General features: G+C 39.3%; 15 protein-coding genes. 12 read left to right on the top strand and 3 right to left on the bottom strand.

The features are described from left to right. The first annotated feature begins 60 nt into the window (after nt 1-60). From fabI to KV40_RS01460, 3 genes are all read left to right on the top strand, one after another. Nucleotides 61-837, top strand: coding sequence for an enoyl-ACP reductase FabI (gene fabI, locus KV40_RS01470; RefSeq protein WP_036477187.1), 777 nt, complete (start codon nt 61-63; stop codon nt 835-837). 38 nt (nt 838-875) lie between these two features. Next, nucleotides 876-1,517 (top strand): imidazoleglycerol-phosphate dehydratase HisB, encoded by a 642-nt coding sequence (hisB, locus tag KV40_RS01465; RefSeq protein ID WP_036477185.1) that lies wholly within the window; start codon nt 876-878, stop codon nt 1,515-1,517. Nucleotides 1,518-1,774: 257 nt separating this feature from the next. Further along, on the top strand, nt 1,775-2,404 hold the full coding sequence (locus KV40_RS01460; protein WP_036477183.1) for a chorismate lyase: 630 nt from the start codon (nt 1,775-1,777) through the stop codon (nt 2,402-2,404). 418 nt (nt 2,405-2,822) lie between these two features. Here KV40_RS01460 and KV40_RS01455 read toward each other — a convergent pair whose 3' ends face one another. Further along, complete coding sequence (locus KV40_RS01455) at nt 2,823-3,764, bottom strand: glycosyltransferase family 2 protein (RefSeq protein WP_036477181.1); 942 nt, start codon at nt 3,762-3,764, stop codon at nt 2,823-2,825. Nucleotides 3,765-4,071: 307 nt separating this feature from the next. On the opposite strand from KV40_RS01455, the gene KV40_RS01450 reads away from it, so the two are divergent. The 4 genes from KV40_RS01450 to KV40_RS01435 all read left to right on the top strand — a co-directional run bounded on the left by KV40_RS01450 (nt 4,072) and on the right by KV40_RS01435 (nt 8,167). Then, nucleotides 4,072-5,265, top strand: a complete 1,194-nt coding sequence (locus KV40_RS01450; protein ID WP_036477179.1) for a glycosyltransferase family 2 protein — start codon at nt 4,072-4,074, stop codon at nt 5,263-5,265. A gap of 349 nt (nt 5,266-5,614) precedes the next feature. Next, entirely contained in the window at nt 5,615-6,355 is a 741-nt protein-coding gene (locus KV40_RS01445; protein WP_036477175.1) for a pseudouridine synthase, read from the top strand. A 48-nt stretch (nt 6,356-6,403) separates the two neighbouring features. Further along, the gene (locus KV40_RS01440; protein WP_052055248.1) at nt 6,404-7,219 is read left to right on the top strand and encodes a RodZ domain-containing protein; all 816 of its coding nucleotides are present in this window, start codon (nt 6,404-6,406) and stop codon (nt 7,217-7,219) included. 465 nt (nt 7,220-7,684) lie between these two features. Continuing rightward, nucleotides 7,685-8,167, top strand: coding sequence for an orange carotenoid protein N-terminal domain-containing protein (locus KV40_RS01435; protein WP_036477174.1), 483 nt, complete (start codon nt 7,685-7,687; stop codon nt 8,165-8,167). Between the two features lie 188 nt (nt 8,168-8,355). Here the strand turns inward: KV40_RS01435 and KV40_RS01430 are convergent, their stop codons facing one another. Continuing rightward, nucleotides 8,356-9,579, bottom strand: a complete 1,224-nt coding sequence (locus KV40_RS01430; RefSeq protein ID WP_036477172.1) for a CCA tRNA nucleotidyltransferase — start codon at nt 9,577-9,579, stop codon at nt 8,356-8,358. 89 nt (nt 9,580-9,668) lie between these two features. Between KV40_RS01430 and KV40_RS01425 the strand changes: the two genes are divergently transcribed. From KV40_RS01425 to KV40_RS01405, 5 genes are all read left to right on the top strand, one after another. Further along, entirely contained in the window at nt 9,669-9,917 is a 249-nt protein-coding gene (locus KV40_RS01425) for a Ycf34 family protein (RefSeq protein ID WP_036477170.1), read from the top strand. A gap of 45 nt (nt 9,918-9,962) precedes the next feature. Further along, the gene (locus KV40_RS01420; protein WP_036477167.1) at nt 9,963-10,592 is read left to right on the top strand and encodes a DedA family protein; all 630 of its coding nucleotides are present in this window, start codon (nt 9,963-9,965) and stop codon (nt 10,590-10,592) included. 236 nt (nt 10,593-10,828) lie between these two features. Next, the gene (locus KV40_RS01415; RefSeq protein ID WP_036477166.1) at nt 10,829-12,130 is read left to right on the top strand and encodes a hypothetical protein; all 1,302 of its coding nucleotides are present in this window, start codon (nt 10,829-10,831) and stop codon (nt 12,128-12,130) included. Between the two features lie 53 nt (nt 12,131-12,183). Beyond that, complete coding sequence (locus KV40_RS01410; protein WP_036477163.1) at nt 12,184-13,359, top strand: anhydro-N-acetylmuramic acid kinase; 1,176 nt, start codon at nt 12,184-12,186, stop codon at nt 13,357-13,359. Nucleotides 13,360-13,455: 96 nt separating this feature from the next. Further along, nucleotides 13,456-15,012: a serine/threonine-protein kinase gene (locus KV40_RS01405; RefSeq protein ID WP_036477159.1), complete on the top strand. Its 1,557-nt coding sequence runs from the start codon at nt 13,456-13,458 to the stop codon at nt 15,010-15,012. Nucleotides 15,013-15,014: 2 nt separating this feature from the next. On the opposite strand, the gene KV40_RS01400 is transcribed toward KV40_RS01405, so the two are convergent. Beyond that, complete coding sequence (locus KV40_RS01400) at nt 15,015-15,386, bottom strand: hypothetical protein (RefSeq protein ID WP_036477157.1); 372 nt, start codon at nt 15,384-15,386, stop codon at nt 15,015-15,017. Between the last annotated feature and the right edge of the window lie 240 nt (nt 15,387-15,626).

Here is a 15,626-nt window from a genome sequence, read left to right as displayed (position 1 = left end):
GTTCTAGACAGGAAGCTTTTTGATACGATTAAAAGTTGCGACTAAAAATTTTCAAAAATTATGCTGGATTTAACAGGAAAAAATGCCTTCGTTACTGGAATAGCTAACAACCGCTCTATTGCCTGGGGAATTGCCCAACAGCTACACAAAGCAGGTGCTAATCTTGGTGTTAATTATTTGCCAGATGAAAAAGGACGCTACGAAAAAAAAGTTAGAGATTTAGTCAAACCTCTATCTCCTAGTATAATTGTTCCGTGTGACGTACAAAATGACGAACTGCTAGCTGAAATGTTTGCCACTATTGAAGAAAAATGGGGCAAGTTAGATATTCTGGTTCACTGTCTGGCTTTTGCGGATAAAGAAGATCTGACAGGAGATTTTTCTGCTACTTCAAGAGAGGGTTTTGTTAAAGCTTTGGATATTAGTAGTTACTCCCTAAACTGTCTGGCAAAAAGAGCCAAACCCTTGATGAAAGATGGCGGTAGCATTGTTACTCTAACTTATCTAGGGGGAGTTAAAGTTGTTCCTAACTATAATGTAATGGGAGTTGCTAAAGCGGCTTTAGAAATGAGCGTTCGTTATCTGGCTGCCGAACTGGGAAGCCAAAATATTCGCGTTAACGCTATTTCAGCAGGTCCCATCAGAACTTTAGCCTCTTCTGCCGTTGGCGGCATTCTTGATATGATTCGTCATGTTGAAGAGACTGCACCTCTCAAACGTACCGTGACTCAGCTAGAAGTAGGTAATACTGCCGCTTTTCTATGTAGCGACCTTGCCAGTGGCATTACGGGACAGGTGATATATGTCGATGCTGGCTATGAAATAATGGGCATGTAGTTTCTTTGTAGCTAAAAACTAGGTAGCGAAAAAATATTATGCAAATTGGCGATCGCTCTACTAAAGAGCAAAATCAATCATCTTCTTTATTGCTTAGATCGGCTTTGGTAAAGCGAACCACTAAAGAAACCGATGTAGCCGTCAGTCTTAACTTAGACGGTAGGGGCAAATGCAGTGCCGATACGGGAATTCCTTTTCTCAACCACATGCTCCAGCAAATTGCTTCTCATGGCTTAATCGATCTAGAGGTAAAGGCAACAGGAGATATTGACATCGACGATCATCATACTAATGAAGATGTTGGTATTACCTTAGGACAGGCGTTAGCCAAAGCTTTGGGCGATCGCAAGGGGATCGTACGTTTCGGTCATTTTATCGCTCCTCTCGATGAATCTTTAATTCAGGTGGCTCTAGATTTTTCTGGCAGACCTCATTTAAGCTTTGGTTTGGATATTCCCACTCAAAGAGTCGGCACTTATGATACGCAATTAGTTAGGGAATTTTTTGTAGCAGTAGTCAATCACTCTCAGATGACTCTACATATCCGTCAGCTAGACGGCATTAACTCCCATCATATTATCGAGGCAACTTTCAAAGCCTTTGCCCGTGCTATGCGGATGGCAATAGAAATCGATCCCCGTCGTGCTAATACTATTCCTAGTTCAAAAGGGGTACTTTAAAAAGTAAAAAGTAAAAAGTAAAAAGTAGAAAGTAAGAAGTAAGATAGGCTCTATGCTTTGGGCTTTAGGGAACGGGGAAACAATAAGTAATGAGTAATGAGTGTATTATTGTGACCCACTACTCGTTACTCGTTACTCGCTACTCGCTACGCTACTTACGAACCATTAACTTTTGAATTGTCTCAGGCTAACTTTGTACGACTATAAAAGGGCGTTAGGAGTTAAAATTAAAGAAAAGTGAAGTTTTGTAACTGACTGTGACTGCAAATTTGTCCTCGCCCGACCGAATTACTTCAGATACCTGGCATTCTCTTCAACCAATTTGGCAAGGAGGAGAAGCAGCCATTCAACAAGGTTTACCCCATCAGCAATTAGCTCCCACCTGGCAAATATTATTATTAGGAGATGGTTCTCCTACTCGTCATTTGCAATTACTTACAGGAGAAAAAACCGAAGTAGATGTAATTGATATGTCTATTGTCGGTAATAATCGCGATGGCGCACCAAGCGAAGTTGAAGCAATTGGCAAACCGAGACTGAGACGACAGGTTTGGCTGAGAACTGCTTCAGGTCAAAGATTAGCCTATGCTGCTTCCTGGTGGGATGCCGAGCGGGTAGACGATTATCTCCAAAATCGCTCCTTGCCTATCTGGGAAAGTTTTTCCCGACTACATACAGAACTCTATCGAGATGTACGGGGTATTTGCTACGGTAATTCTTCAGCATTAGAAAGCGCGTTTGGCGAGACTGGAGCCTTTTGGGGACGGCACTATCTATTTTGGCACGATCGCCAGCCCCTAACCTTAATTTATGAGGTTTTTTCGCCTTATTTACGTAAGTATCTAGGAGAAATGAGCCAAAAAGCCTCCGATACTACGAAGTCGTGAGTTCGACGAGTACAAAATTAGCTAGTTTTGATAAAGAGAGTAGGGAACGGGGAACAGGGAACAGCCATTGATGACAAGTTAAAGGACTACGTTGTTTGTCAATCGGTTCGTAGCTCTAAGCTTTAAGCCTTAAGCTCTAAGCTTTCAAGATATTTCTAAAGAACAAATTTAGAAATATAGCGATCGCCAGACAAATTCACTCCGATCCATATTTGGTGTTAACTTAAACAAAAGACACTATATGTAGTAGTTGGCTAATTTATTTTTTTCTTAACTTGTCACAATTGGGGAACAGCCTATTACTTCGTTCTTATTCGACCGAAAATTTAACCCAGAATAAAATCTGTCGAATAGAAGCTTTGTGGGTTAGGCATTTCAATTTTGACTTTTGCCTCTTACTTTTTGCCTTTTACTATATTTACTTACTCATACCCATTTCGGTGTGAACCTTTTTGTATTCTTGATAATCGATACCCAATAAACCTGCAAAAGTTCCCGCACCCCGATAAATATAAAGTAAGGCATTAGCGATCGCGTGTTTGCCTAGCAGCCAAGCAGGAATCATTTTTAAAATACCAATGAAAATCAAAGCCAGTCCTTTAACAATTCTTGTAGCTTGAGTTTTAACAGAAGGATATAGCTCTTTTTCTAGCAAACTGTGAGTTCCCCAGCAGCGATAGCCCCGTTTTAAAATCCACTTGAGATTGGTTCTTGAAGCAGGGATCCAATCGTAAACTATGGCATCATCTGCCCACACAATTTTATAACCCATTTGGTTTAGGCTCAGAAACAGATGAGAATCTTCACCGCCAGTAATAGCAAAGCGATCGTCAAAAACGCGATCGAACTTTCTTAAAATCGCAGCTCGAATTAAGACGTTATTGGTAAATGCCACATGTCGTTGCTCTCCTGTTTGATAGCGTGGCAGATCGAAAAAACCTCCTTTAATGACCCACTTGGGTACTGCTTCTGGAAAATGAGGTAAAACTGGTCCTGTTACAACATCGGCATCGTACTGTTGTCGAACTAATAATAATTCTTCTAACCAGGTGAATTCTGGTACTTCATCATCATCGATAATTACGATAAAATCGGAATTTACTGAAGCTAAGGATACCGATTTATTACGTGCGTAAGTGATGCCTCTTTGTGATTCGACATCAGTTTTAAGTTTCCATCTAAAATTGGCTTCGAGTTCGGTACAAACGCGGGCGGCTTCACCAAGAATGCCATTATCAACTACTATAATTTCAATATCGGGAGATTCTAGTTTATCGAAAGTTAATTGGTTGAGCGTCTGAAGTAAGCGTTTTAATCCTTCGGGGCGTTTATAGGTAACAATACAAATGGAAACCAGCATAATGTAGTTAAAAATTATTTGGCTTTAATAAACAAAACTGTAGTTGAACTATAAATAAAATAAACGAACGAATTGATAAATCTTTTATTTTGATTCTCAAGCAATATGCTTAGCCAGATCTTGAAAGATTATTCGATTTTGTTATAGAATAAAAAGCTATTTAAACGGTTTTGCTTGTTGATTTTCTCCAAACTTTAGTAAAATTTTTCTATTACAAAGCGATCGCGATAGTATAAAAAAAGATTGTCTTAAATATAAGATATTGGTAAAGTATGACTAAATAAATAGTATCGTAATATCTCTAAAAATGGAACTTCGAGAGCTTATTAGTCTGGCTTTACTTGGTGGTGGATTAGTTTTATTCGTTCCCTGTTTTTTATTTTTTATCGAATGTTTGGTAGCTTTTAACGCCAAAAAACAGTCCAACTCAATAGCGATCGCTCGCCCTAAAACAACCGTATTAATACCCGCTCACAATGAAGCAGCACAAATAGAACCAGTGCTAAAAACTGTTATCGCTCAGCTAACAGAGCGCGATCGCGTAGTGGTAATTGCGGATAACTGTGAGGATAACACCGCAGAAATCGCTAGAGCTACAGGTGCGACAGTAATCGAACGAGCCAGCGCGACCCATAAAGGTAAAGGATATGCACTGGATTATGGTATGAAATTTATTCGCGGCGATCGCCCAGAAGTAGTCGTAATTCTCGATGGAGACTGTATTATCGCGCCTCTTACTATCGAGCGCATTACCTGCAAGGCGATCGCTACGGGTAGACCAGTTCAAGCAACCTACCTCATGGAACAGCCAGACGAAACCAGTCTCAAAGATCGTATTTCCATGTTTGCTCTCAAAGTCAAAAACCTGGTACGTCTGCTCGGTTTAAATCGACTGGGATATCACTGCTTGCTAACGGGTTCGGGAATGGCTTTTCCTCTATCGGTTATCGAACGAGTTTCTCTAGCAGGAAGTAAAACTACCGACGATACCCAGTTGACCGTAGACTTGGCACTGACTGGCTGCACGCCAGTATTCTGTGAAGATGCTTTAGTTATGGGTCGTTTGATGAAAGACGAAGACGCTCAAAGCCAGAAGTCTCGTTGGGAACACGGACAGCTAGAAATGATTTTGGTTGAAGTTCCGCGTCTATTTAAAGCATTTATCAACCAAAGACGTTTATCTTTATTAATCTTAGCTTTAGACCTTTTAATTCCCCCCTTGTCCTTATTAATTATGTTCTGGCTAGTTTGGACGATAATTGCCTGGCTAGCAGCATTTATAGGAGCATCTTTAATAGGGGCAATAGTGTCAACTTTGGCGGGAAGCTTTTTATTTACGGGAGTATTTTTAGCTTGGATTAAATTTGGTCGCTTCGACTTACCACTATCCAATTTAATTGCTATTCCCAATTATGTTCTGGGTAAAATACCAATTTATTTCAACTTCTTGGTCAATCCTCAAAGCCGTTGGTTAAAAACCGAGAGAGATATTTCTAATTAAATAAGCTATAAGCTATAAGCCTTAAGCGCGAACTGTATGTAGTTTGCCGACGTTTTACAAATGGCGGATGTGCGTACCACATCATTAATTCTACTGCCGATCTCTCTACAAAAAACATAGCTTATGGTTTATGGCTAACCGATTTTTGCATTGTTATTGTTTTCAGATAGGCTAAGTTTTTAAGAACAAATAGATCTTTTATTAAGCTTTTTTGGGAATTATAAACTTACACCAAACTCTTGGAGCGATAGATTTATCTATATGTAACAATCAATATTATGAAGAAGAGACAGTAAAGGTTCTTTTCAATACTTAATGTGTTTTCGCCTTGTGAAAGGAGCATCTCTCAATGGAAAGAATTCAAAAAATTTTATCCCAATGGGGGGTTGCTTCGCGGCGACAAGCGGAAAAATTAATAACGGCAGGAAAAGTTCGGGTCAATGGTAAAATTGCCAGTCTTGGAGACAAGCTCGATTTAGCAGTAGATGTATTAGAAGTAAACGGTAAGGTAATCCAATTAACCGATCGCCCTCAACCAATATATCTATTACTAAACAAACCTACTAGTGTTGTCTCTACCTGTAGCGATCCCCAAAATCGACCCACAGTTTTAGATTTATTACCCAATAATCTAAAAAAAGGCAAAGGTATTCATCCTGTAGGCAGACTCGATTTTAATTCCAGTGGTGCGTTGCTGTTAACTAATGATGGCGATTTGACTCTTAATTTGACTCACCCTCGCTATCATCTGCCTAAAACTTATCTGGTCTGGTTGGATAAACATCCTACCGAGGAAGATTTAGTTTTATGGCGTAATGGTATAAATTTAAACGGTAAAAAAACTTTGCCAGCCGAAGTAGAAATAGTTCGCCGTCGAGGACAACAAACTCTTATAAAAATTGTTCTAATCGAAGGCAGGAATCGCCAGATTCGCCGCACGGCAGAAAAATTAGGATATAAAGTTGTCGAACTACATCGTACGGCGATTGGCTCGATTTCTTTAAATTCTCGTGGTAAAACAGAACTAACTAATGGTAGTTACAGACATCTAACCTCTTCTGAAATCGCGCTAATAAAAAATTTTAATTAAAACTCAGTTATAAATTTAAATTATCTGCACCTAGCAGGAGCGCAGTCAATGAAAAATCAAGATAAAAATTCGCAAATAGATTTACCAAAGCTACAGGAAATTGGTACTTGTCTGTATCAGATTCGTGAGGAAAAAAAAATTTCACTCGATATGGTAGCGGCAAAAACTTTAATTCCCAAACGTCTTTTAATTGCTATCGAACAGGCAGATATAAGCAAATTACCAGAACCATTTTATATTAAAGCTTTAATCGTCAAATTCGCTCGCGCGATCGACGCAGAGTTACCCGATTTTACCTTAACTTCTGCTGCCAAAACTTCTAATCTGGCGAAGTTAGAACGAGCTAATGCCGACAAGAGAAATTGGTCTACGCCTTCATTTATCAATGAGTTCCCACGAAAGCTGTCTATTGACTTTCAGGTGCGATCGCTTCATTTATATTTATTCTACATTCTACTGGTAGGTTTTTCAGTTAAAGGAATTGCTGCCCTGGTAGAACGCCCTCTTGTTATCGAGCAAGCTCCCGAACAAAATTTGCCTAAAGATGCCTCAGTTGTTGATACCGATCCCACACGAGGTAAGCAGACAGTGACACCTCAATTGATTAGCCAAACTAGCCAGTCGCAATCGGTAACGGTGGGGATCGATTTAGAAGATAGATGTTGGTTAAAAGTAATGGTTGATGGTAAAAAAGCTTTTGAAGGTACTCTACCTAAAGGAACCAAACGAACTTGGACTGGCAAGAAACAAGTGACTATTCGCGCTGGTAATGCAGGTGGTGTGGCAGTAACTTTTAATAATGAAAGGCAGCAAATACTGGGTGAACCAGGAGAAGTCCAGGAAGTTACTTATACAGTTAATTAGGTAATTAGTTAAATTTTATTTTTGTCAATCTTTATTTGGTAAAACTGCTATAGAGCGTAGTATGTGCTGTTTTTGTAACAATTTTATCAACATTTTAACAATGATAAAAGTAGTAGGTAGTAAGGAGCATCCATAGTTAATTGTTAATTATTAATTGCTATCTGCGCTTTACGCTAATTATCCTTTAGTCAAAAGTTTATAGTTTAGAGCTATAGCGAAGCCTTTTATCTTTAAAAAATACAGTGTTTTTGACGTTTAACATCTATCATAAGTTGGTGTTTTTATAATTCTTTTATTTATACTTTATATCTTTTTATAGTTTTGTTAAGGAGCGAAATCCCTATATGCTAACCATAAAGTTAGCTATAAACTAGCTGAGAAATGGTGAGAATTGTATGTTTTTGACCGCGATCGCAGCTAGTTAATAACTTTAATTAGAAATTAAATAACAAGAGGTGTAATTTTATGACATCTGCCAATTTAGACCAGAATGTAGATCGCGCTTTGAGTGCATATAACAGTTTAAGCGTTGATGATAAGTTAGCGTTCTTATGGTATGTATATAAAGACATGGGAGATTCAGTTACTCCTGCGGCTCCAGGCGCGGCAGGAGCCGATATTTCTGGAGGACTTTTCAATCAGGTAAAAGAAAAGTCTTTTGAGGAACAATTAGATATTCAGCGTAAACTTATTTCTGGTCAAGATAGCCTTATTTCTCGCGAATATGGCTCTTTAAGCGCAAATACCAAACTACTATTTTGGTATCAACTGGCACAGGGAATGGACGAAGGTACCATAGTTCCCATGCCCGACGACTATAAAGCTAGCGGTAGTGTCGAACAATTGCTCCCACAAATTGAATCATTGGATTCAGAGCAACAGATTACCTTGCTAAGAAATGCCGTAGTTAATGCAGGTACAGAACCAAAACAGGGTGCAGACATTTAGTTTTATCGAGCGATTATAAAAATTAAGTTTGGGTATAAACCCTAAATTGAAAAAGTCAAAAATTAAAAGGTAAAAGTTAAAAATTTGTTTTAACTTTTAACCTTGAGCGGAGCCAGATAAAATTTTTTTGCTGCTTGTCTACATTGTTTGGGCGAGCAGTATTTTGTATGAGAATGAGGTGTGTACGGTTATTCCAAAAAATTGGCAGCATACTGTAAAGCTTCTTGGGGTGTTGAGATTTTTCCCTCAAGACAAGCAATTTGAATTTCTGTTAATAGTTTGCCAATTAGAGGTGAGGGTTTGAGATTTAATTTGGTAATGAGGTGATTACCCGTAACTATAGCTTGAGGATAGGCTACAGGATCTTGTAAATTTAAATAGCGGTCAATTAAAGGAGTTGTAATTTCTGGGCTAATTCCCAGCGCGATCGCTCTAGCAACTAAAATAGGAAAAACATCGCGAGTTTGTAAAAAGAAAAAATACTGTTCTCGCAAGCTCGGCAAGGATGAAATGGCTTGCAGTTGTGGTAGATGCTCGACGGTTTTTACTACAGCTTTAACTTCAGCGCGAGAGTATTTTAGATTGATTAATTCAGCTTCAGCAGCTTCGGGAGTTGAAGCAACTAAAGTAGCGATTTTTGTCAGACACTTCCAATTATGGCAACGCTCTGTAAAAGTATTCCAGGCAAATTTCAGACGGTTGACTGCTGTTTCTACTGCCATTAGCTGCTGAATTTTAACTGCATCAACAGTAGGGAAATAAAGCTGGATTAACCCATCCTTCCATAAAGCCTCCAGCCATTTATTGCCCGTATCGCTTTTTAAAAGATAGTTAAACTCAGTCTGGACTCTTTCTGCCGCAACCCGAGGTAATAAAGAGCCTAAAGAACGAATAGTTTTTCTGGTATTAGCTTCGATCGAAAAGTCTAGCTGTGCTGCTTGGCGGTAAGCTCTTAATAGTCTGAGGGGATCGTTTACTAGATTACCTGGTGAAATCATCTCGATTTTACCTTGCTCTAAAGCTTGTATTCCCCCAAAAGGATCGACTAATTGTCGTGTTTGAAAGTTATAAGCGATCGCGTTAATTGTAAAATCTCGGCGTTGTAAATCTGCCGTCAAACTATCTCCTTCCTGTAGGGCAAAATCTAAAGTTCCGTTAGAAAAAACCACTCTGGCAATTTGTCTGGCTTCATCCAAAATTACAAAGCCACCCTGATAGCGACGGGCAATTTCTCGCGCCGTTTCTATGGGTTTGGCTGGTAAAACCAAATCTAGATCGAAAACATCTTTTGTGCGGTTTAACAAGCCATCTCTGACCGCACCGCCAACTAAATATGCCGAGGCAGGCAAACAACTCAAGTCAAAAGGAAGTGCGATCGCCGAAAAATACCGATCGAGCCGAGTCACTATCATAATAATAATTATTCAAACAAATATTTAAATATAGCTTGAGTTTGAGCTAGTTTAATAAGTACAGCCAGTATCAATTTGGGAATCAGCTTATGTGTATCTGTGTAAATTGCTACTTTGTAGACCAGTGTAATACTTACAATGCCGTAGAAACTCAACATCAACAACCCCATCTAACCGAAACTCCAAGTTTTGAACCCGTCGAGCCTTGCATTAATGTTAATATCCGTACCAATTCAGATATTATCGAAATGGAATGGGATGTAGTTGGTTGCGCCAGTTTTCGCCAAGAGGTAGGAAAATGGGCTAAACTACGTCCAGGTGAACCAGTTCCCACTTAAAGGAGAATAAGGTTGGCAAAATTTTTGTCCGATAGTTATAGCTAAATGTCCATCGAGTTACTCAGTTTAGATAATGCTTTAGAAATTGCCCGCCAATATGGTTACCTGGCAGTATTTTTGGGAATAGCGATCGAAAATACTGGTATTCCCATACCAGGAGAAACCGTTACCATCGTAGGTGGTTTTTTAGCAGGAAACGACGAATTAAATTATTGGTGGGTGTTGGCTAGCGCGATTTCTGGCGCAGTTTTAGGAGACAATTTTGGTTACTGGCTTGGTAGATGGGGTGGCTGGACTTTACTAGTCAAAGTTGGTAGTTGGTTTGGCATTCAAGAGCCACAGCTAGAATCTGTCAAACAACGCTATAGTAAAAATGCACCTCTAGCAGTCTTTTTTGGGCGTTTTGTTACTTTATTAAGAATTTTTGCAGGTCCATTAGCTGGAATGACTCGAATGTCATACAGAAAATTTTTGCTCTGTAATTTTGGTGGCGCATCGGTCTGGGCGGTTACTATTGTCAGTCTCGCTTTTTTTCTAGGTAAAGTTATTTCTTTACAACAAATTATCAGTGGAATTTCTCAGTTTGGAATTTTAGCTTTAGTATTAATTATCTTAGTCCTTTTGATTCCTACCTTATGGGAATACGGACAGACCAAATTACTACCAAAAGATTAATTATTGTATATTTTAAGTCGATCCCGATCGCTCTTATTGGCTGAAACCAGCAAATTGAAAAACAAATGGCAATCGCTTTCAAGTAGCTGCTTTCTGGGTTTAATTAAATAAAATACTTAGCAATTGTTTGGGAATATGCTACTAATTTAAGCGTTTGCTTTTAGCGGCATTCGGTTATATATTAACCATTGCCCGAAAAATTGGTTTAATTTTATCTAATAGCTAAAGCGATCGGCATGAGTAGATTATTATCTACCTTTGGAATTATCTTAAGCCTATTAATTACTATTACGTCCTGTAGTTACAGTTCGCGTTCCAACTCGAATACAACCGATAAAAATCTCGGCTCCGAAATCTCAAAACCCGAAGGTAAAGTTCTCTTTAATAGAGCAGCAACTAAACTAATTGACGTTATCTCTAAAAATAATTTAGATACCGATGTTTTTAGCGATCTACCTACCTATTTAGACCGCAAAAAATCCCAACGGCTTACAAATACTGCAAAAATCCTAGCAGGTATGAATATTGGTAGTACAGGCGAACTGAGCCAATTCCAAGAAAGAGGAAATTGGCAGCAACATCGAAACTTCTTAAATGATGCTTGGTCGCAGTTAGAAACGCGTCGGTTAGAACCAATGAGAAACTGGCAACAGAGAGAACTAACTACCCTTAATAATCTCGAGCCAACAATTTTTTATCCGTTTAGCAATGCTAACTTTTTAGATGTTTATACTTTGTTTCCTCATGGTAGAGTATTTGTTTTAGTCGGTATCGAGCCTGTTGGTAAAATTCCCAATCTAGAGCGACTCAATCGCCAACAGTTTGCCCAAGAACTAAAGCATATAGCCTGCAATTTACATGAAATTTTAGCTTTAGATTATTTTCGCCCACCTCAGATGATTAACTTCAAACAAGAGGTAAGCACGGCTTTATACGTTTTTTTAGCTAGAACCAACAATCGCATTTACGATCTAGACTACATTAGTCTCAACGAGCGAGCCGAAATTAGTTCGCCACAATCGGGGAAGATTTCAGGAGTCAAGATTACTTTTGCTTCTGAAGGTGACACCAAGCGCAAAATAATTTACTATTTTTCAAGTAAGCTGTCCAATGAAGCTTTAGCAGAAACTCCAGAGCTAGTAACTTTTATCAGCAAATACGCTCCCCAAGTCACTTATTTAAATGCTGCTGCTTATTTAACCCACTTTGATAGCTTTTCGCAAATTAGAGAGACGATTTTAGCTCAAAGCAGTTATTTACTACAGGATGATTCTGGGCTACCAATAACTACCTTTGAGTCGAGTCGATGGAATTTGAGTTTTTATGGCAGCTATACTCAGCCTATCGCGCCATTTAGCGATCGCTATCAGTCACAATTATGGCAAGTTTACAATTCAAAAAATAATATTCAACCACTTAATTTTGCCACAGGCTATCAGTCAGAAGCTAAAGTCTCTAACTTAATTTTGGCTCGCTTAAAAAATAATTTCACAACTGAATCCCCTCAGTTAGATTTACCGATAACTATCGATCGATAAATTGAGAGAAACGCTATAAATATGTAGGTCAACCCCAAACTTAGAACCAGAAGATGAAAGTTATTGGTGCAATTAGCGGTACCTCAGTAGATGGAATTGACGTAGCTTTAGTTGAAATTAGTGGCGGCGAATCAGAGTTACAGATCGAGCTATTGGCTGGCAACACCTATCCCTATCCTCAAAACCTCAGACGAAAAATACTAGCAGTTTGTGGTGGAAAATCTCTAACAGTTGCCGAATTAGCCACTTTAGACGATGCGATCGCCTTTAATTTTGCTCTGGCTGCTCGCTCTATTCAAGCAGAGTGCCAGGAAACAGCAGAATTAATCGGTTCACACGGTCAAACAGTCTATCATCGTCCGCCAATAGCTAACGGAGAGACAAACATCGGCTATAGTCTGCAACTAGGACGCGGTGCCGTAATTGCCAGTCAAACGGATCTGACTACTATAAGTAACTTTCGGGCTGCCGACCTTGCCGCAGGAGGAGAAGGCGCGCCTTTAGTATCTAAAATCGATGCCTGTTTGCTAGCTCATCCTACACAACATACTGCCGTGCAAAATATCGGCGGTATTGGCAACCTTACTTATCTGCCTCCTAAAAATAAATCTAACTGGCAACAGCGCATTTGCGGTTGGGACACGGGACCTGGTAATGCCTTAATCGATCTGGCAGTAGAGCAACTTACAAATGGCAGTCAAACCTACGATAAAGACGGTAGTTGGGCAGCGCAAGGTTCGCCCTGTTTTAAACTGGTAGAGCAGTGGATAAAACAAGATTTTTTTAAGCGATCGCCTCCCAAATCTACGGGAAGAGAACTATTTAGCCGCGATTACTTAAGCCAATGCTGGCAAGATGCCAAAGACGAAAACCTCAGTTCTGCCGACTGGCTGGCTACAATAGCCGAACTAACTGTAGCCTCTATCGTTCATAGCTATCATCATTTTTTACCCCAACTTCCAGAGCGAGTTTTGTTATGCGGTGGCGGTAGTCGCAACCTCTATTTGAAACAACGCTTGCGCTCTCGGTTGACTGCGACAGAGATCCTAACTACAGATGACGTAGGTTTAAACGCAGACTATAAAGAAGCGATCGCCTTTGCCGTTTTGGCATATTGGCGGTTGAATTCGATACCTGGAAACTTACCCCAAGTAACGGGAGCCAAAAAGCCAATGTTACTGGGAGATATTCATTATCCACTAAATTCTTCAAATGTGTTATCTAACTAGGTAATCTAGGGAACACTAAAAATAGAAGATCCCGAAACTTTGAACTCTCTCTTTTTACTTAATAAGGGTGGAAATCAATTTCCCATACTTATCAATATGAATAAAGATTCCAAACACGGTCGTTTACTCTCTAACCGCTACCAGCTAATAGAACTAGTTGGAGAAGGTGCAATGGGTAGAGTATATCGCGCCGAAGACACTTTGCTGGGAGGAGTAACAGTCGCAGTAAAATTTTTATCCCAAACTTTGCTTAACGATGGCATGCGCGATCGCTTCGAGCGAGAAGCTTCGATTTCTGCCATTTTAGGAGAAAAAAGTATCCATGTTGTCAGGGTAAAAGATTATGGTGTTGACGAATTCAACATTCCCTTTTATGTTATGGAATTTCTTTCTGGCAAAAGCCTTAGCGACTTAATTCTATATCAACCACTATCCCTAAAGCGTTTTGCAACTTATACTCGCCACATTTGCTTGGGTTTGGAGTCGGCTCACCAGGGAATTCGCTTTAATGGCGAACTCTGCCGTATTATTCATCGAGATATCAAACCAAGTAATATTACTATTATTCAAGACCCTACTTTAGGAGAAGTAGCCAAAATATTAGATTTTGGTATCGCCAAATTAATTCAGGACGGTTCTTCCCAAACCCAATCTTTTATGGGTACTCTAGCATATTGTTCGCCAGAACAAATGGAAGGTAAAGAGCTAGATAACCGTTCTGATATTTATAGCTTGGGCATAATGATGTACGAAATGCTGACTATGGATATGCCCGTACTTCCCCAAAACTCTTCTTTCGGAGGCTGGTATCAGGCACATACAAATTTTAAGCCCGAACCTTTTAATGAAAGATTAAATGTACCTGGCGAACTTCAAGAATTGGTATTTCGTTGTTTGGCTAAAGAAAAAGAAAAACGTCCTCAAAATGTTCGAGAAATTTTGCAGGTACTAGAAAGTTTACAGCTTTCCAAGCAGCGTCCCTCTATTGAGGTGTCAGATAATGTATCCGAGACAACTCATAACACCAAAACATATACACCCGATACCAAAACATATACGCCTACAGAAGACACCGTAGCGACAAATCTTTCAGTTACCCAAGTTTGTCTGGAAACTGGCTGGCCCCAAGACAAACCTCTGAGTAAAATTGTTTTTGCCAGATTAATCGATACTTATTTGGGAGAAACGCCAGTTCTTTCGGTAATGTTAGATCCAGAAGAATTGATGCATCTTACTTCTGGCATTCGCTACAATCAGTTTTTGTTTCTCGATCGCCCCCATCCCATGCTGTTATGGATTACGCTTTTGTATCACCCCGAACAGGGATCGCGTTGGCTACCTTGCTATCTAGATCTTAAATCCCATAAAGGACAGCAAATTTGTCGCGCCCTCTCAACAATTGGCGAATATAAAATTTTGTTTTACGTTCTCAACCAGCCACAACAGTGTCAGCATATAACGAGTTCATCTATTAACGAGCGTAACTGTAGTATGCTTAAAAAATGGGCGGATATCGGCAAAATAATTCCTTCCTCCAGTAATCCTAAAGCTGCCAAAAAAATCTTAAAAACCGAACTAGAAAAGCTTAAAGATAATATAATCGCTAAAGTTAAAGCAGCACAGTCAAACAATCCTTTGCTTTTGGATCTTTAAATCTATTTAGAAATCCATTTCCAGAGAGGATGCTTGGTACCTACAGCCAAAATTCTTTTTACTCGTTTTTCTAATTGCTTTTTTTCACTTTTGGGTATTCCCCAAATAATATTTTTACTCTGTCGAACTAAAGTCGATACTGTGACTCCGACACAGAAAGCCAAACAAAGAGTTGGAATGAGATGAAAGTGAAAAGTGTAATATACTGCCGACCAGGTAAAATAATCGAACCAGAGCGCGATCGCATTTTTTATTTGCCAAATTCCATAAACGCCTAAAGTTAACCAGCAAAATAAAACAAACAGCCAGCGGAGGTAAACTGTTAAATTATAAAGTTTCTCAACCTGCTGCCGAAATTTAGCTGAATCGATCATGAACCTATTCCATTAATAACGTTAGAGCCATCCATATATATACCAATGGTAGCCAGAGACAAAACGCATCAAACGCATCAAGATTAGACTTTTGACACTATTGAAGAGAATCTAAATCTCTTTCGCTGCTATTAGCTGCGGTGGTACGGTTAGCCACAGCCATTCTATTGCCTTTTATCGAGGTGTGAATCAGAATTTTACCTTTTACCCTTAAAAAAAAAGTAGAACAAGCGCATCGTC

The organism is Myxosarcina sp. GI1 (genome assembly GCF_000756305.1).
GTDB lineage: Bacteria > Cyanobacteriota > Cyanobacteriia > Cyanobacteriales > Xenococcaceae > Myxosarcina.
The sequence above is the reverse complement of the archived record's forward strand: the minus strand, read 5'-3'. Positions and strand labels throughout refer to the sequence as shown.